Genomic DNA, 16,665 nt, shown 5'->3' with positions numbered 1-16,665 from the left:
GGGAAGGGGGGAGGTGGGAGAGGGGATGAGCAAGAGATGAGAAAGGAAGATGAATGACATCGCGGTCGCCTTTAAAATCCTCGTCTTTCTGGCACCGCCAAAAATCCTCCCCTGCAAGGGGAGGTGGCGCGCGCGCAAGCGCGTGACGGAGGGGTGATACCCTCCTGATAGCGCAACACCCCTCCGTCTTGCGCTACGCGCAATCCACCTCCCCTTGCAGGGGAGGATTTGTTGAGGAAGAGGGCAGAGGCTGCGCTTGGCGTGCTATCCGTTTCCTCCACTATCCGTTCCTCCACTTTCCGTCTGACCCGCTATCCGCCTGCCTTACGATCTGCTTGCCCCATTATGCGTGCCCGACCCTTCACTGTGTCCCCGCGCAGGCGGGGATCCAGTGCGGGTGCGCGCAACATCGCTCTGGACCCCCGCCTGCGCGGGGGCACGGTTGTGTTGGGGGCATGGCTCTCGCGGGGGCAGGCTTATTTTGGAGGCGCGGGTGTCGCGTGGGTGCGGCTTCTCGCGTGAGCATGGTTATCGCGGGCGCACAGCGATGCTGCGTAATGCCCCCCAAATCCCGTTCAGCTTGGGGACGGATAGGCCGCGCTAAGGATGGGCCATGCACGGAGGGACAATCACGAACCCGATCCAGTTTTGGCTCGATGATGCAGGGATTGGCTGGCGCGAACCGCGTGCGGAGCTTGCCGCCCGCTATGGTATCAGCAAGGCCAATCCTTACCGGTGGAACAGGGTGGCGTTTGATCTCGCCCCGCCGCCGCTTGACCATTTGCTCATGCCCTTGGGCTATGAGGAAGCCGGAGGGGAGCCGCTCCACCTGCCGCCGGTGCGCTTTACCGCTCAGCTTTATGTCGGGAATAATTGCGCCGCCAATATCCACAATGCCGCCGCCCAATTCGCCGCTGTCTTAGGGGCCGCCCCGGTCCGGCGACAGTTTAATACGCTGAAAGCGGTGTGGGTGCATGGACTGTCGGAGATCAGCTTGACCGTCTGGCCGCCGGGATTGCAGCCGGGCGGGCCTTTGAAGAATGAAGCGCATGAGCGTGAGCCGCGGCTCAAAGCCGCCTGTTCGGTCGAAATATTGAGCGGTTGGCGCGTGCCGCTTAGCCCTTATGAAAAATATTGGATGAGCCATGCAACGCCCATTGCGCGGGTTTATCACGGGGCGATAGACGAGGCGCCGGGCGATTATCCGCGCGACATGACGGGCATTGCGCGGCATATGACCGGCGGCGCACTGGAATTTATCCGCATTGCGCCGCCCGACCTTGCCATTCCCGCCGGCCATTTCGGTGTGTCCGATGATGGCGCGGTAATGATCGTCAACCATCATCTGTTGCAGATAGTGCCAGTGGCGCAGGTGACGGAAATCGAGGTGGTGCGGCTGCTCCCCGCAAAAGGCGGGGGCGGGAGTTGGCTTGCCTTGCGTTGCCTCGCCCATGATGGGGAACGCTCCGATAAAACCGTCCTGATCGCCCAAGGGGAAAAGCCCGACGACCTCACCGCCTTGGCCGAACAGCTTGCCTATAAAATCGGCAAACCGCTCAACATCCACCCCTGCCAATATGATGCGTGAAGGGCGCAGGGAATAGGGGGGAGGAGCGGGGAGAGGGCAGGGTTTTCGGCCCTTTCCTCTCCTTGTCCCCACCCCTCCTTAACTCCTCCCCTGCAAGTGGAGGTGGATTGCGCGAAGCGCAAGACGGAGGGGTGTCACGCTATCGAGAGGGCATCACCCCTCCGTCCCGCCCTTACGGGCGTGCCACCTCCCCTTATAAGGGGAGGATGAGCGCATGAAATGTCCGGATTTTTACTTCTCGAACGCGGCCGCAATGTCGAGTTCGACTTCGTCCGACACCAGCGGCAGGGCGAAATTGATGCCGAAATCGCTGCGGCGGATTTTGCCTTCCGCGCTAAAGCCGATCGTGGTTTTCTTGTTCATCGGATTGACGCCCGCGCCCTTGAAATCAACGTCGAGGACGACCGGACGGGTGACGCCGTTCAATGTGAGGTTGCCGGTGACCTTGGCTTCATCGCCATCATCATCGAGCGCTACCGCCGTCGATACAAAGCGCGCATCGGCCGGATTGGCACCGAAAAAGTCGGCCTTTTTACCAGCCTCGGCGGGTTTCAGAAGATGGGCGGTGAGGCCTTCATTGGCGGTCGTCACCTTGGCGACGGGGATAGTGATGTCGATCTTGGCGGCGGCGAGATTGGCCGGATCAATCACCAGCGTGCCGGTGGGGCTGCCGAAAATGCCGAAATAATCGGAAAAGCCGAAATGGTCGACTTCCCATTTGACCAGCGTGTGCGCGGGGTCGACCCTATAGGTGCCTGCGGTCACGATGCGCGGATTGTCGCTGCCGGGTAAAGCCGAGATTTGCTGGGCTGAGACAGGAAAAACCGTCGTGGCGAGCAACACCGCAACGGGTATGGCAAGCACGGCAGCAATTACGGATTTACGCATTGAAAACTCCTTGGGGCGATTTTTATATGAATGGGTCTGCGGGTAATTCACCGCGCCTTTACCCAGCATTAAAGACAATTTCGCGAAACAGTTCCCTCAGGAGTGCGTGATTACCTTATATTTTTTGTGAAAGGGCCAAAAGAATAAGATTAGCAAAGGCGATCATTTTCCAGAGCTTTTTCCTAATCTCGCTCCGTTTTTCGTGTGTAGGAATTTTATCCACCCCCTTCATATAGAAGAGGGTGGATAAAATAACGTCTTAATTCACGGCCTTATCGACCAGCTTATTCTTGCCGATCCAGGGCATCATCGCGCGCAGGTCGCTGCCGACTTTTTCGATTTGATGTTCGGCGGCGAGTTTGCGGCTCGCTTTGAGTTCGGGGTTGCCGACCGCATTGTCGGTCATGAAGCGTTGCACAAAGCGGCCCGACTGGATGTCTTCCAACACGCGCTTCATTTCGGCCTTGGTTTCGCTCGTGATGATGCGCGGGCCGGTGTGGATGTCGCCATATTCTGCGGTGTTCGATACCGAATAGCGCATATTGGCAATGCCGCCTTCATAGAGCAAATCAACGATCAGCTTGGTTTCGTGAAGGCACTCAAAATAAGCCATTTCCGGCGCGTAACCGGCTTCGACCAGGGTTTCAAAACCGGCCTGGATGAGGTGGGTGATGCCGCCACACAGCACGGCCTGCTCGCCGAACAGGTCGGTTTCGCACTCTTCCTTGAACGTCGTTTCGATGATGCCCGACCGGCCACCGCCGACCGCCGAGGCATAAGAAAGCGCGAGCGCCTTGGCATAGCCATTGCCGCGCTCTGCCGAACCGCCTTCGGCTTCCTGCGCTACCGCGAACAGACAGGGGACACCGCCGCCCTTTTGATATTCGGAGCGGACCGTATGGCCGGGGCCTTTGGGCGCGACCATGAACACGTCAATGTCGGCGCGCGGTTCAATGAGTCCGAAATGGACATTAAGACCATGCGCGAAGGCAAGCGCCGCGCCGGGCTTCATATGGGGCGCAATATCATCGGCATAGATTTTCGCCTGATGTTCATCGGGCGCAAGCACCATGATGATGTCGGCCCATTCGGCGGCTTCTTTGTTGGTCATGACCTTGAAGCCCGCGCCTTCGGCCTTCTTCGCGGTAGCCGAACCGGGGCGCAGCGCAATCGCAACCTCCTTGACGCCGCTGTCGCGCAGATTTTGCGCATGGGCATGGCCTTGGCTGCCATAGCCGACAATCGCGATTTTCTTGTCCTTGATGAGGCCTTGGTCGGCGTCGCGGTCATAATAAACTTGCATCAGACTTTCCCTTTTAGAGCAATCGTCATCCCGGACTTGATCCGGGATCCATCTCCTGACCGCACGGTTTAAACCGCAGGGTTAGGGGATGGATTCCCGCCTTCGCGGGAATGACGAGGTGTTAAAAATAACGAGATATAAAAAACTTTAAATCACGCCCCCTCCGCCCCGCGGGCGATGGCGACGACGCCGGTGCGCGCGACTTCGACAAGGCCACATTCGCGCATGAGCGAGATGAAACTGTCGACTTTTTCGCTGTTGCCGGTGATTTCGAACACAAAGCTTTCGGTCGTGGTGTCGACCACCTTGGCGCGGAACACATCGGCCATGCGCAGCGCCTCGATGCGCTTGTCGCCGGTGCCCGCCACTTTGACGAGCGCGAGTTCGCGTTCAACATGCGCGCCGACTTCGGTGAGGTCGGTCACGCGGTGAACCGGCACGGTGCGGTCCAACTGTGCGATAATCTGGTCGATTACGGCAGGCGGGCCGTTGGTGACGATGGTGATGCGGGAGAGCGCGTGGTCATCGCTAATATCGGCCACCGTCAGGCTTTCGATATTATATCCCCGCGCCGAAAACATCCCCGCAATGCGCGCAAGGATACCCGCTTCATTATCGACCGTGATGGTGAGAACGTGGCGTTCGGTTTGTTCTTGCTGGATTTTCATAATGCTATCCGTTTTCGCAACATGTTACCCCCCTCCAGGTGCGGGAGAGGTTACGGGGTGGGAATATAATTAAGAGGATCATTACACGGTCCCGGCTACCGCATTGGCAGGTTCGTCGGTAAACAACCAAGGATAGAGTTTCTCCATTCTGTCGTCGTCCAATTCTTTGATCGACAATATGCAGCGCTTGACCCGAACGGCGGCATAATTACTCGATACAAAAAATGAAGCGGCTTCACGCGGGCCTGAGGCCTCTATCTCGCGTATGTCACCAAACTCTTTGGCGTAAATCAAACCGCAGTCCCCGGGATATTGAATAGCCATATCCACGCCTGCAGGATCTTTTAACGATATTCGCACAAAAATTCCTGTCCAGTTACCGTCTGCATCACATGAGACGAATTGACCGTCGATCAAGATTTGGTGGGGTTCGACAATAATGGCATTTATTTCCCCATCCGTGATATTAAATTGGCTGAGATACTCCTCCGCGTCCCCCATCACACCAGCGCCTTTGCTTCATCGTCCATTTCGCCAGACACTTCTGCCGCTTGCAGCAGCATTTCGGTGTGCGCCGCGCCTGACGGGATCATCGGGAAACAGTTGGCGAGTTTGGCGACGCGGCAATCGACGATGACAGGGCCATCCGTTTCGATCATCTCGCGGATGCCATCGTGCAACTGGCTCATGTCCTCGATGCGGATGCCGGTCCAGCCATAGGCTTCGGCGAGTTTCACGAAATCGGGGAGACTGTCCGAATAGCTGTTGGAATAGCGGCTCGAATAAGTGAGTTCCTGCCACTGGCGCACCATCCCCATATATTCATTATTGAGGATGAAGATTTTAACCGGCAGGCGATATTGGCTGACCGTCGCCATTTCCTGGATATTCATCTGGATCGACGCTTCGCCCGCGATGCAGACGACAAGGCTGTCAGGATTGGCGACCTGCGCGCCATTGGCCGCCGGAAAGCCATAGCCCATCGTGCCGAGACCGCCGCTCGTCAGCCATTTATTGGGCTCATCGAAATGGAAATGCTGCGCCGCCCACATTTGATGCTGGCCGACTTCGGTGGTGATGATGACATCACGCGCCGAGGCTTTGGTTGCTTCGAAAAGCTGGCGGATCGCCTCTTGCGGCATGATTTCGGCCTTGGGCGCGGCGTCTTGCGGATAATCGAGGCAGCGGGTGGCCCGCCAGCCGTCGATGCGCCGCCACCATTCGCCCTGATCGGTCGCCTTATGCCCCTTGGCCTTCCATTCCGCGATAATCGCCGCGATGGCGCTCCCCGCATCCGCCGTAATCGGCAGATCGACCGCGACATTTTTATTGATCGAGCTGCGGTCAATATCGACATGGATTTTGATACTGTCGGGCGAGAAAGCATCAAGACGTCCGGTGACGCGATCATCGAACCGCGCGCCCAAGCACACAACAAGGTCGGCCTTGTTCATCGCCATATTGGCTTCATAAGTGCCGTGCATCCCGAGCATCCCTAGCCATTGGCCGGACGAGGCAGGGAAGGCACCCAAGCCCATCAGTGTGGACGTCACCGGCGCGCCGGTCAGCGCGGCCAGTTCGCGTAAAGCTTCGCTCGCTTCCGGCCCCGAATTGATGATGCCGCCGCCGGTATAGAGAATCGGGCGCTCGGCCTTCGACAGATAGTCTACCGCCTGCGCAATCGCGGCCGCATCGGGCTCGATTTGCGGGCGATAGCTTTTATGCTCGATATCGTTCGGGATTTCATAAGTGCCCGTGGCGACCTGAACATTTTTGGGAATGTCGATGACGACCGGGCCGGGGCGTCCGTGGGTCGCGATATAGAAAGCTTCATGCACGATAGCACCCAAGCGGTTCGGGTCTTTGACCAGATAATTATGCTTGGTGCAGTGGCGCGTGATACCGACCGTGTCGCACTCCTGAAACGCATCGGTGCCGATGAGGGTTGTCGGCACCTGTCCGGTAATCACAACCATCGGGATCGAATCGAGCAGCGCATCGGTGATGCCGGTGACCGCATTGGTCGCGCCGGGGCCGGAGGTCACAAGCACCACGCCGGGCTTTCCGGTCGAGCGTGCATAGCCTTCCGCCGCATGGGTCGCGGCCTGTTCATGGCGCACAAGGATATGCTTGATCTGCGGATGTTCGAACAGCACGTCATAAATGGGAAGCACCGCGCCGCCGGGATAGCCGAACACCGTATCGACGCCGAGGTCGATCAGGGCCTGAACCAAAATATCTGCGCCGCTGCGCTCGGTCACGTCACGTCTCCTGTTCGGGGAGGGATGCGCCCCTTATGCGGCCAAGCGGCCAAAGGGTGCGCGGATGATATTGTTTTCCGCGAATAATGCCGCAGTGCAGCATGTTCGGGACTGCTGTGCCTAGTCAGCATAATCTATCTTGTCAACACTCTGTCGCGTAATAATGTTGCGAATTTAGAAATATTAGCGGAATTAAGTGACTCGGTCATGCGCGGCCATGCGGGCGGGGGCTGGTTGCGGAACCAGGTATATTGCCGCTTGGCATATTGGCGCGTCGCTAGCTGTCCCCTTGAAATAGCTTCACTTTCCGTGATTTTGCCGTCGAGCATAACGGCAAGGTCCGGCACGCCGATGGCGCGCATGACCGGCGCGGAAAGCGGCAGCGCGCGCGCCAGCAGCCGCGCGACTTCCGTTGCTGCCCGGCGCTCCACCACCATTTCTTCAAACCGCCGGTCGCACCGCTCGGCCAACCAATCCCTTGGCGGGAGCAGGATTTGTGCAGTGAGCGCGATGCCGTCCGCGATCCCGCCGCGCGTTTGCCGCTGCCATTCGCCGATGGGCGTGCCGGTTGCCAAGACCACCTCCAGCGCGCGCGCAACCCTTGTCGTATCGGCGGGTTTCAGCCGTGCAGCCGCGTGCGGATCGGCGCTTTGCAGTTCGGCATAAGCGTCGGCAACGCCCAAGCCCCGCACCCGTTCGCGCACCTCCGGGTCAATCTCCGGCACTGGCGCGATGCCGTTCAATAGCGTGCGGATATACATGCCCGTCCCCCCGACAAGGATGGGGATTGCGCCCTCATCATGGGCCGCCGATATTTCGCGCTTGGCCTCCTCCGCCCAGCGCGCGGCGTTATATTCGTCCGCGCCATCCACATGGCCGAACAGGCGGTGGGGGACATCTTCCATCTCCTCGACCGTGGGCCTTGCAGACAATATCTCGAGATCGCGATAGACCTGGCTGGCATCGGCATTGATGACCACCGCGCGGTCGGCCTTCGCTTCCAGACTTTTCGCGAGCGCCACCGCCAATCCGCTCTTGCCGCTCGCGGTCGGACCCGCAATAAGCGCGACGCGGGGCAACTCATCCACGTCCGTTCGCCCTGAGTAGCCCGCAGGGCATATCGAAGGGCGCGCGCAATGCGGGGTGCTTCGATACACCGGACCGCTCGCGCGTTCCGGCACTCAGCACGAACGGATTAAGAAACCGGTCGCACGAAGGATCAAAAGAAAGAGCAAAATCTATGTTCATCGCCACTGTGATAGCAGCAAGTCACCAAGCCTCAACCTCCGCTTTCTTTGCGGTGGCAGACCGGCTGCACGAAATGCGCTGCGTCCCCGGCGACGCGCGGTGGATTGATGAAGGCTATGCGCTCGACATTCCGTTCGCGGCCAATCCGGAGGAAGCGCGCGCGCTGTTGAAAGACGGGCAGGACGGTCTCGACATCGCCGTGCAAGCCGCCGCAACGCGCAAGAAAATGCTGCTCGTTGCCGACATGGATTCGACCATGATCGAGGTGGAGTGCATCGACGAACTTGCCGATTATGCAGGGTTGAAGCCGCAAATCGCCGAAATTACCGAACGCGCGATGCAGGGCGAACTCGACTTTGCCGAAGCGTTGGAGGCGCGGGTTGCGTTGCTGAAAGGCCTGTCCGAGGACGTCATCGCCGCCTGCCTTGCCGAGCGCGTGACGTTGATGCCGGGCGCAAAAACGCTCATCCGGACGATGAAAGGCTGGGGGGCGGAAGCGGTGCTGGTGTCGGGCGGCTTCACCCATTTTGTCGACCCTGTGGCCGCGCAAATCGGCTTTGACCACGGCTTTGCCAACCGGCTCGGCATAGCGGACGGCGCGCTCACTGGCCGGGTCGAGCATCCGATTGTCGACAGCCATTATAAATATCGCACCTTGGAAGAGGCGCTTGTGCGGTTGGGGCTCCCCCGCGAAGCCAGCCTTGCCGTGGGCGATGGCGCAAACGACATTCCGATGATCGAAGCCTCCGGCACCGGCTATGCCTATCATGCCAAACCGAAAGCGCGCGCAGCCGCCGATGTTGCGGTCAATACAGGTGATTTGACTGCGTTGCTCTATGCCCAAGGCATCCCGCGCGACCAATGGGTGACGGACTAAGAAGCTGTTGAACTTAGCTAAGCAATTAGCTAAGCTCGCCCCATGACCACATTCACCGTTCATGAGGCCAAGACGCATCTGTCCAAACTCATCGCCAAAGTGTTGGCAGGCGAGGAGGTTATCATCGCGCGCGGCAAGGAGCCGGCGGTCAAGATGGTGCCGGTAGAACCGGCCAAGCCAAAGCGCAAACCGGGCCGCCTCAAGGGAAAAATTTCCGTGCCGGACAGTTTTTTCGATCCGCTGCCGGATGATGAACTTGCGCTTTGGAATGGCGAGGGCGGTTGAAACTTTTGCTCGATACCCACACGCTGGCATGGTGGCTGGAAGATAGTCCGAAGCTAGGCCCGGCAGCGCGCGCGGCGATGCTGGAGGAGGGCAATGCCATATGGGTCAGCGCCGTTTCCGCGATGGAAGTCACCACCAAATACCGGCTGGGCAAATGGCCCGAAGCCGAATGGCTGGCGTTGAATTTTTCAGATATGTTGGGCGGGGAAGGCTTTTCCGTTTTGCCCGTCACCCTCGACCATGCCGTCCTCGCAGGGTCGATGCCGATTGCGCATAAGGATCCGTTTGACCGGCTCCTGATAGCGCAGGCACGGGTCGAAGATATGCCGCTCCTGTCGAACGAGGCGATGTTCGACGGTTTCGGCGTGCGGCGTATCTGGTAGAGCACGAGCTTTCCGTTTTCCTCATGTCCCGCCTCATCCTCTTCAACAAGCCGTTCAATGTGCTGAGCCAGTTTACCGACAAGGGCAACGCCGGATCGGCGCGGCAAACCTTGTCGGATTATATCGCGGTGCCGGGCGTCTATCCGGCGGGGCGGCTGGACCTCGATAGCGAGGGGCTGATGCTGCTCACCGATGACGGGCGCTTGCAGGCGCGCATAGCCGATCCTAAACATAAGCTTGCCAAAACCTATCTGGTGCAGGTCGAAGGCGAGGTCGATGAGGCTGCGCTTAACCAATTGTGCCGAGGCGTTACCTTGAAAGACGGCCCAACCCGCCCCGCGCGCGCTAAAGCCATTGCGCCGCCCGCCTTATGGGACCGCGACCCGCCGGTGCGCTACCGCAAAACCGTGCCCGATAGCTGGCTCTCCCTCACCATTAGCGAGGGGCGCAACCGGCAGGTTCGACGGATGACAGCGGCAGTTGGTTTGCCAACATTGCGCCTCATCCGCTGGCAAATCGGGGAGTGGAAGGTTGAAGGACTTGCACCCGGGGAGTGGCACGAGGTGAAGTTGCACGGCAGTGCTTCATAACAACCGAATCTATTTGGCAATGAAGCCATTATGCGCCAATACGTTTGCTAGGAAAATCGCGGTCAGCTTCAAAAACCAAATTGTCGAGGTTTTGTCTTTGCCAAGACTGCTCGGTTGGGATGGTCATCACTAACGTTTGCTGATTCCCGACCATAAAGGGCTCGATTCCTTCCAAAGTCGTATCGTCGCAATCACGATGCACGTGCGCAATTAAGCCATCAAAATAAAATCGAAAAATCGGCTGGCTTCTTGCGGGCGCATCAGAAACTGGAGGAATAAACTTAGTTTGCGCCAGTGGCGTGAGGTTATGCTTAACCCCTAAGTTGGAAAGTTGGACCAGAGATATCGGGTAAAAGGAATCGTCAGGCATCCAGCCATCACGTACAATGCGCCTGAGTAGCTTCATATCTTTCCGATTTAATTCTATTTCTCTAAATTCAGATAACTGAGTAGCAGCGGCTCTCCATAAAAGACTAAGAAAAAACAATCTCATTTTTGCGGGGTCACGGAATCTAATGACGCGCAAACGTGCAAGGGGGTCAAAATCAGATGTCGACAGCACTTGCATAGGCCCCCAAGAGTGCCAGATAAGCTGCAACCGTCTCAGTTCAGAAATGGCATATGTATCATAATCTGTAAGAATATCTTCCCCATGCTGAGTTACGAGGTTGGGATCATACCAACTATCAAAACGCCTAACAGGTTGTTGCCCATTTCCAATTTGTGAAAATGCAGCTCCACCGATTTTCGGCGGCGTTAAAGCACGCGGGATAATATGAGATTTTACTAATTTTCCAGACGCGCCAGTCAATTTACAGATACCATGACGTGAACGAGAGTCCTTATTACCCATGGGCTAGTCCATCTACAAACAGGCTGATTTGTTCACCCTCTCTCCGCACAAAACTCACCCGGCTTCCGCCTTCTTTTGGAAGGGGCATTCCACTCGCGATGGCCGCGCGCAGGGCCGCCACATCGACCTCCTCCGGCTCCCTGTCGGGATATTTGGGTTCGGTCAGATATTTTCCGAGCCAGCGGGTGAAGGCGGCGCGGTCGCCGACCTTGTCCAATATCATCGCGTGGAGCCGGTCAATCGCTTGCGGCGCGATTTCGGCAGGGTGGCTGGCCTGGTGCAAATCGGGGTCGGTATAGCGGTCATCCTCGTCCAGCGTGTCGAGAATATCGTCGACAAAATAGCCGATCAGTTCGGCCCGCGACGGCGCGCGGAAACCGACCGAATAGGTCATGCAATCATCGCCCACCGCAACGCCATTATGCGCAAAACCGGGCGGGATGTAGAGCATATCGCCGGGCTCCAGCACCCATTCGTCGGTCGCTTCAAATTCGGCCAAGAGGCGCAGGCTGTCATGCGGGATAAGCGGGCTTTGGTCGGAGCATTTGGGGCCGACCTGCCAGCGCCTTTTGCCCAGTCCCTGGATGAGGAACACATCATATTGGTCAAAATGCGCGCCCACGCCGCCGCCCTCGCTTGCATAACTCACCATCACATCGTCGATGCGCCAATCGGGAATGAAGCGGAACGGTGCGATGAGCGCGGCCACTTCCGGCACATAATGATCGACGGCTTGGACAAGCAGCGTCCAAGGATGCTTACCGAGTTCGGAAAAACGGGTTTCCTGAACAGGACCATTTTCCACTGTCCAGCGCGGGGAAGGGGCGGGGCTGCCCTGTTCGATCAGGCGCGATTCAATGTCGGGTTCCACCGCCAAGCCCGCCAGCTCGTCCGGCTCCAGCGGATTATGCCATTCCGCCCACGGATTGCGGATAAGCAAAGGCTTTTTCTGCCAATAATGCTTGAGAAAATGGTCGATATCGAAATTATCGAAACGAAAAGGCTGGCTCATCGCCGCCTATTAGCAGCGGGCAGGGACGCGGGGAAGGGGAAGGGCAATTCCACCCTTCCGTTCGTGCTGAGTGGTGCTCGCAAGAGCCGTATCGAAGGACATTTCGCAAGCATAGGCCCTTCGATACGCCTCCTTACGGAGGCTACTCAGGGCGAACGGTGACTGAAATGGCGGTAACGGAAATGGCGCGACCGGCACCGCCCCTCAAACCCTGTCGTTCAGTCCCTCGACCCCCATATGCTCGGCACAATGGTCGCAGCAGAAAAAGCGGCCGTCCGCTTCCATGCCATGCCCGATGATGCGGCATTGGCAATGGGCGCAGCGCGGGGCGACGGCTTCGATCGCACATTCGAAACTGTCGAACCAGAAACTGCCGTCCGCATTGGTGAGTTGGAACGCTTTGTCATAGCTATTGCCGCATTGGGCGCATACAGGCATCATCGCCTCCTCTTCTTGTCGCCCCCGTCCGTTAAAAGAACAGGGAAAGAAGGGGTTGGTTCCTGACCAACCGATGCGCCTTCAATCACACGCCTTATGCAATTTCCACGCAAGCGCGGCGGCAATGACACAGGCACAGGCGACCGAAAGCAGCGTATTTTCCACCGAAAAGCCCAGTTTCGTCAGCCCTGCCAGCAAGGCGGCTGCCACCACCATGAAGCCGGAATTGACGATATTATTGGCCGCGACCGTGCGTGCGGTTTCGGATTTGGATACGGTCGTTGTGAGGAACGCATAGAGCGGCACCACGAAAATCCCGCCAAACACCGCAATGCCCAAAAGATCGATTAGCACCCAATCACCGCGCCCGATGGCGAGAAATTCGCGCCATGTCAGCAAGCCTTCTTCGCCGCTGCCCGGCGTCGGCACCCAGCCGCTTACGATCCACCACAGGTGCAGCACGAACAATCCCATGATGATCACAGCAGCGGGCGAAAAACGGGCGGACACTTTGCCTTTCAACAACAGGTTGATGATGATCGAACCGATGGCAACGCCGATGGAAAAGAGCGCGGTAAACATGGTTGCGACCGTATTGTCCGACCCCAGCACATTTTCGACCAAGGGCGGAAATTGCGCGGCGAGCATCGCGCCAATCGCCCAGAAGAAGCTGATCGAACAAATGGCGAGGAACAGGCGCGGAATATGCATGGTCGCGGACACTTGCTGCCATGAGGAGCGCAGGATGTTCCAGTCAATCTTGAGCGGCGGCGCGTCGGGTTCGGGCGGCGCTGCGGGGATGAATTGCCCTGCAATCCGCCCCAGCACCGCAAAGACCAACACGGCAATTGCTGCATCCTGATAAGGCAGCAAGCCGCCCAAAATCGTTCCGGCCAAAATCGCGATATAGGTGCCCGCTTCGACCAGACCGGTGCCCGCCAGCACTTCATCCTTGCCCAAATGCTGCGGCAAAATCGCATATTTGATCGGCCCGAAAAAGCTGGAATGGACGCCCATCGCGAACAAAGCAGCGAGCATGAGCGGGATGGAGTGGATATAAATGCCGAACGCGCCGACCATCATGATGAAGATTTCGGCGGTTTTTACGAGCCGCGCGATGCGGGCCTTGTCGCTGCTGTCGGCCAATTGCCCGGCCAGCGCGGAAAACAGGAAGAAGGGGAGGATGAACACCCCGCCCGCCAACGCATTGAAAAAAGCGTCCTGCTCGGGGTCTTTATAAATGGTGTAGGTCGCCAGCATGACCATCGCCATTTTGAACACATTGTCATTAAAAGCGTTCAGGAACTGGGTAATAAAAAGCGGCAGAAACCGGCGCTTGCCGAGCAGGTTGAGCGTTGGTGTCATAAGCGATTTGGCATCAGCCCCTTATTGCTACAGTTTTTCGCGTCTATCGGGTTCGATAGGCTTGGTCAAAATTCTTTTCTAATGCGCAAGGACACACTATGGCTGGAAGCACCATGTTGACGCTCCCCAACCTTTTGACCCTGTCGCGTATCTTTGCTGTGCCGTTGCTGGTGGCGCTGCTGTGGTTTCCGGGGTGGGAGCTGGGTTACGGCTTAGGCTTTGCGCTATACTGCCTGATGGGCATCACCGATTATTTCGACGGCTATCTGGCGCGCGCCAAGGGGACGGTATCGCGGCTTGGCGTGTTTCTTGATCCGATTGCGGACAAGATCATGGTCGCGGCGGTCATTTTGATGCTGGTCGGCACCCGCCACGAGCCTGCTTCGATCCAAGGCCTGCATATCATCCCCGCGCTGGTTATTTTGCTGCGTGAAATTGCGGTGTCGGGGCTGCGCGAATTTCTGGCTGGCTTGAAGGAAACCGTGTCTATTCCGGTGTCAAAGCTCGCAAAATGGAAAACCACGCTGCAAATTGTGGCGCTGGGCGCGCTCATTCTGGCAGGCGCTTTCCCGCACTATGCGTTCATCAAGCAGACGGGGATTGTCACCTTATGGGGCGCGGCCATCCTCACGGTCATCACCGGCTGGGATTATCTGCGCGTCGGTTTGAAGCATATGGATTGAGCGCGAAGGCCGCTCCGCTTCCGCTCCCGCTTACGGGCGGTCCGCCTTCATAATGTCTGCGAGCATTTTAAATTCTTCCTCGCGCGGGCTGTTTTTGCGCCACACGAGCGCGATGGTGCGGCTGTCATGGTCGGAGAGGAGCGGGCGGGCGATAATGCCGGTGCCGTCCAAAATGCCGGAATCGACCGCCATTTGCGGCAGCATGGTGACGCCCAGACCGTTCGCGACCATCTGCACCAGCGTATGCAGCGATGTGCCCATCATCGTCGCGCCCGCACGCAATTCGGGGCGGTTGCACGCGGCAAGCGCATGATCTTTGAGGCAATGGCCGTCTTCGAGCAGCAGCAATTCGGATGGCTCCAGCATATCGGCGGTAATCGCGTCAGGAATGTCCGAGGGATAATCGCCGGGATAGGCGACGAGCAACTTGTCCCCGAACAAAGGCACCTGATCAATGTCGCCGCACGCATAAGGCAGCGCGAGCAACACGCAATCGACGCGGCCATGATGGAGCGAATCACACGCTGCCGCGCTGGTTTCCTCGCGCAGATATAATTTGAGTTCGGGCCGCTCCTTGCGCAGGCGCGGCAGCAAGGCGGGCAACAGGAAGGGCGCAATGGTCGGGATCACCGCCATGCGCAATTCGCCCGCGAGCGGCTTGGCCGCACTCATTGCAAGGTCGGCCAACTGCTCGGCCTCGCGCAGCACCTTATGGGCTTGCTCGACAATGCGGTCACCCAAAGGCGTGAACCGAACCACCCGTCGCGTGCGCTCGACCAGCATCAGCCCCAACAGCGATTCCAACTCGCGAATCCCGGCGGACAAAGTCGATTGCGTCACAAAACAAGCCTCCGCCGCACGGCCAAAATGGCCATGTTCCTTAAGCGCGGTCAGATATTGAAGCTGCTTCAGCGTGGGGAGATAAGGGTGCATGGGGGAGAGTTTAATCGAAAAATCCGATTAAGGGTAGGGGGTATGGGGGGAGGTTGGTTCGTGAACGCTTTGGCGGTGCGGCATAACGGGGCTGGCGTGCAAAGCCGGTGCTTCGATACGGCTCTGGCGAGCCTACTCAGCACGAACGGTTTGTGAATGTCTTTTGGGGCGCAATAGAAAGATCCTCCCCGAGCTTGCTCGGGGAGGGGGACCGTTCGCCGTAGGCGAATGGTGGAGGGGTAAAAGCGATTGCCTTGGCAATCGCGCGCGCCGTTGGCGCGCTTAACCCCTCCGTCACGCGCTACGCGCGCGCCACCTCCCCGAGACAAGCTCGGGGAGGAACTTTGGTTACACGGCTTAAGGCAAGCTTGGGGAGGAACCTAAGGTTGCGGTCACATAAGCGCCCCAACCTCTCCGCACCCAACCCCCTCCCGCCCTCAAATGCTGGTAATTTGCCCGATGCGTCCCTATACTGTCCACTTGGGTGTCAAAGATAAGCCGGGAAACGGCTGGATAAAAGCCAAGCGAAGCGGGACGCGAACTTATGTTGAACAGTCTGGTCGACTATCTGGATTCGGTAAAGGCGCGCGATCCTGCGCCGCGTTCGCGGTGGGAGATTTTGCTTTATCCCGGCGTCCATGCGCTGGGTTTTCACCGTGTTGCGCATTGGCTGTTCGAAGCCGAAATGTTTTTCCTCGCGCGATTGATCAACCATATATCGCGGCTTTTGACCGCTATCGACATCCACCCAGGCGCGAAAATCGGCAAACATCTGTTTATCGACCACGGCTTTACCGTGATCGGCGAAACCGCGCATATCGGCGACAATGTCACCATCTACCAGTGCGTCACTTTGGGCGGCACCAATCCGGCCAACGGGGTGGCGGGCAAGCGGCACCCGACTTTGGAAAATGATGTGATTGTCGGTTCCGGCGCGCAGATTTTGGGGCCGATTACGGTCGGCCCGCGCGCACGCGTTGGCGCTAATGCGGTGGTGACGCGCGATGTGCCCGAAGGCGCGGTGATGGTCGGCATCCCCGCCAAGCCCACTTTGGTCGATGCGATCGAATATCAGAAAGAATTTGTGCCTTATGGCACGCCGTGCAACGAATTATTCGATCCGGCCACGCAAAAGCTGGAAATGCTGCAATGCCAGCTTGAAACCGCGCAAAAACAGCTCGCCCAGTTGATGGCCGAGCGCGATGCAGCGCAACGGGGCGGTGATGCGCCCGAACCGCCCGCCGCCAAACGCGCGCGCATCAAGGTTGTCGATAAGGGGTAATCGCGCGT

At 58.2% G+C, this 16,665-nt stretch carries 18 protein-coding genes; 7 read left to right on the top strand and 11 right to left on the bottom strand.

Translation table 11 applies throughout. From position 1 onward, the window contains the following. Positions 1-613: 613 nt before the first annotated feature. The gene (locus tag DMP17_RS05915; RefSeq protein ID WP_337828137.1) at positions 614-1,588 is read left to right on the top strand and encodes a hypothetical protein; all 975 of its coding nucleotides are present in this window, start codon (positions 614-616) and stop codon (positions 1,586-1,588) included. Positions 1,589-1,819: 231 nt separating this feature from the next. On the opposite strand, the gene DMP17_RS05910 is transcribed toward DMP17_RS05915, so the two are convergent. From DMP17_RS05910 to miaA, 6 genes are all read right to left on the bottom strand, one after another. Beyond that, positions 1,820-2,476, bottom strand: coding sequence for a YceI family protein (locus DMP17_RS05910; RefSeq protein WP_337828136.1), 657 nt, complete (start codon positions 2,474-2,476; stop codon positions 1,820-1,822). A 259-nt stretch (positions 2,477-2,735) separates the two neighbouring features. Beyond that, positions 2,736-3,779 carry a ketol-acid reductoisomerase gene (gene ilvC / locus DMP17_RS05905; RefSeq protein WP_337828135.1) on the bottom strand — a complete coding sequence of 348 codons (1,044 nt, stop codon included), beginning with the start codon at positions 3,777-3,779 and terminating at the stop codon, positions 2,736-2,738. 152 nt (positions 3,780-3,931) lie between these two features. Continuing rightward, on the bottom strand, positions 3,932-4,447 hold the full coding sequence (ilvN, locus tag DMP17_RS05900; RefSeq protein WP_337828134.1) for an acetolactate synthase small subunit: 516 nt from the start codon (positions 4,445-4,447) through the stop codon (positions 3,932-3,934). Between the two features lie 81 nt (positions 4,448-4,528). Next, complete coding sequence (locus tag DMP17_RS05895; protein WP_337828133.1) at positions 4,529-4,951, bottom strand: hypothetical protein; 423 nt, start codon at positions 4,949-4,951, stop codon at positions 4,529-4,531. Beyond that, positions 4,948-6,708 (bottom strand): acetolactate synthase 3 large subunit, encoded by a 1,761-nt coding sequence (locus DMP17_RS05890; protein WP_337828132.1) that lies wholly within the window; start codon positions 6,706-6,708, stop codon positions 4,948-4,950. The genes DMP17_RS05895 and DMP17_RS05890 overlap by 4 nt, the downstream gene beginning before the upstream one ends. A 134-nt stretch (positions 6,709-6,842) precedes the next feature. Then, a complete protein-coding gene (gene miaA / locus DMP17_RS05885; RefSeq protein WP_337828131.1) occupies positions 6,843-7,796 on the bottom strand; it encodes a tRNA (adenosine(37)-N6)-dimethylallyltransferase MiaA in 954 nt (317 codons plus the stop codon). 152 nt (positions 7,797-7,948) lie between these two features. On the opposite strand from miaA, the gene serB reads away from it, so the two are divergent. From serB to DMP17_RS05865, 4 genes are read left to right on the top strand one after another with little or no spacing between them, the layout of a single operon-like run. Beyond that, the gene (gene serB, locus DMP17_RS05880; protein WP_337828130.1) at positions 7,949-8,833 is read left to right on the top strand and encodes a phosphoserine phosphatase SerB; all 885 of its coding nucleotides are present in this window, start codon (positions 7,949-7,951) and stop codon (positions 8,831-8,833) included. A gap of 42 nt (positions 8,834-8,875) precedes the next feature. Then, complete coding sequence (locus DMP17_RS05875; protein WP_337828129.1) at positions 8,876-9,118, top strand: type II toxin-antitoxin system Phd/YefM family antitoxin; 243 nt, start codon at positions 8,876-8,878, stop codon at positions 9,116-9,118. Beyond that, a complete protein-coding gene (locus tag DMP17_RS05870; protein WP_337828128.1) occupies positions 9,115-9,501 on the top strand; it encodes a type II toxin-antitoxin system VapC family toxin in 387 nt (128 codons plus the stop codon). Before DMP17_RS05875 ends, DMP17_RS05870 begins: the two co-directional genes overlap by 4 nt. A gap of 23 nt (positions 9,502-9,524) precedes the next feature. Further along, entirely contained in the window at positions 9,525-10,091 is a 567-nt protein-coding gene (locus DMP17_RS05865) for a pseudouridine synthase (RefSeq protein ID WP_337828127.1), read from the top strand. 28 nt (positions 10,092-10,119) lie between these two features. On the opposite strand, the gene DMP17_RS05860 is transcribed toward DMP17_RS05865, so the two are convergent. The 4 genes from DMP17_RS05860 to DMP17_RS05845 all read right to left on the bottom strand — a co-directional run bounded on the left by DMP17_RS05860 (position 10,120) and on the right by DMP17_RS05845 (position 13,759). Continuing rightward, positions 10,120-10,944: a hypothetical protein gene (locus tag DMP17_RS05860; protein ID WP_337828126.1), complete on the bottom strand. Its 825-nt coding sequence runs from the start codon at positions 10,942-10,944 to the stop codon at positions 10,120-10,122. Next, positions 10,937-11,956: a cupin domain-containing protein gene (locus DMP17_RS05855; protein ID WP_337828125.1), complete on the bottom strand. Its 1,020-nt coding sequence runs from the start codon at positions 11,954-11,956 to the stop codon at positions 10,937-10,939. Before DMP17_RS05855 ends, DMP17_RS05860 begins: the two co-directional genes overlap by 8 nt. Before the next feature lie 204 nt (positions 11,957-12,160). After that, on the bottom strand, positions 12,161-12,397 hold the full coding sequence (locus DMP17_RS05850) for a Prokaryotic metallothionein (protein ID WP_443217826.1): 237 nt from the start codon (positions 12,395-12,397) through the stop codon (positions 12,161-12,163). 78 nt (positions 12,398-12,475) lie between these two features. Then, positions 12,476-13,759: an MFS transporter gene (locus DMP17_RS05845; RefSeq protein WP_337828124.1), complete on the bottom strand. Its 1,284-nt coding sequence runs from the start codon at positions 13,757-13,759 to the stop codon at positions 12,476-12,478. A gap of 98 nt (positions 13,760-13,857) precedes the next feature. Here DMP17_RS05845 and pgsA point away from each other — a divergent pair, with 98 nt between their 5' ends. Beyond that, positions 13,858-14,442, top strand: coding sequence for a CDP-diacylglycerol--glycerol-3-phosphate 3-phosphatidyltransferase (gene pgsA, locus DMP17_RS05840; protein WP_337828123.1), 585 nt, complete (start codon positions 13,858-13,860; stop codon positions 14,440-14,442). A 30-nt stretch (positions 14,443-14,472) separates the two neighbouring features. Here pgsA and DMP17_RS05835 read toward each other — a convergent pair whose 3' ends face one another. Continuing rightward, positions 14,473-15,375, bottom strand: coding sequence for a LysR substrate-binding domain-containing protein (locus DMP17_RS05835; protein ID WP_337828122.1), 903 nt, complete (start codon positions 15,373-15,375; stop codon positions 14,473-14,475). A gap of 544 nt (positions 15,376-15,919) precedes the next feature. Here DMP17_RS05835 and epsC point away from each other — a divergent pair. Then, positions 15,920-16,657 (top strand): serine O-acetyltransferase EpsC, encoded by a 738-nt coding sequence (epsC, locus tag DMP17_RS05830; RefSeq protein ID WP_337828121.1) that lies wholly within the window; start codon positions 15,920-15,922, stop codon positions 16,655-16,657. The last annotated feature ends 8 nt before the right edge of the window (positions 16,658-16,665 follow it).

This window comes from Pseudonocardia sp. TMWB2A, from assembly GCF_017312135.1.
The sequence above is the reverse complement of the archived record's forward strand: the minus strand, read 5'-3'. Positions and strand labels throughout refer to the sequence as shown.

Bases quoted from the DNA above. Each gene is read 5' to 3' on its own strand.
- DMP17_RS05915 (WP_337828137.1), top strand. From the start codon at position 614: ATGCACGGAGGGACAATCACGAACCCGATCCAGTTTTGGCTCGATGAT.
- DMP17_RS05910 (WP_337828136.1), bottom strand. From the start codon at position 2,476: ATGCGTAAATCCGTAATTGCTGCCGTGCTTGCCATACCCGTTGCGGTG.
- ilvC (WP_337828135.1), bottom strand. From the start codon at position 3,779: ATGCAAGTTTATTATGACCGCGACGCCGACCAAGGCCTCATCAAGGAC.
- ilvN (WP_337828134.1), bottom strand. From the start codon at position 4,447: ATGAAAATCCAGCAAGAACAAACCGAACGCCACGTTCTCACCATCACG.
- serB (WP_337828130.1), top strand. From the start codon at position 7,949: ATGTTCATCGCCACTGTGATAGCAGCAAGTCACCAAGCCTCAACCTCC.
- DMP17_RS05875 (WP_337828129.1), top strand. From the start codon at position 8,876: ATGACCACATTCACCGTTCATGAGGCCAAGACGCATCTGTCCAAACTC.
- DMP17_RS05865 (WP_337828127.1), top strand. From the start codon at position 9,525: ATGTCCCGCCTCATCCTCTTCAACAAGCCGTTCAATGTGCTGAGCCAG.
- DMP17_RS05860 (WP_337828126.1), bottom strand. From the start codon at position 10,944: ATGGGTAATAAGGACTCTCGTTCACGTCATGGTATCTGTAAATTGACT.
- DMP17_RS05855 (WP_337828125.1), bottom strand. From the start codon at position 11,956: ATGAGCCAGCCTTTTCGTTTCGATAATTTCGATATCGACCATTTTCTC.
- DMP17_RS05850 (WP_443217826.1), bottom strand. From the start codon at position 12,397: ATGATGCCTGTATGCGCCCAATGCGGCAATAGCTATGACAAAGCGTTC.
- DMP17_RS05845 (WP_337828124.1), bottom strand. From the start codon at position 13,759: ATGACACCAACGCTCAACCTGCTCGGCAAGCGCCGGTTTCTGCCGCTT.
- pgsA (WP_337828123.1), top strand. From the start codon at position 13,858: ATGGCTGGAAGCACCATGTTGACGCTCCCCAACCTTTTGACCCTGTCG.
- DMP17_RS05835 (WP_337828122.1), bottom strand. From the start codon at position 15,375: ATGCACCCTTATCTCCCCACGCTGAAGCAGCTTCAATATCTGACCGCG.
- epsC (WP_337828121.1), top strand. From the start codon at position 15,920: ATGTTGAACAGTCTGGTCGACTATCTGGATTCGGTAAAGGCGCGCGAT.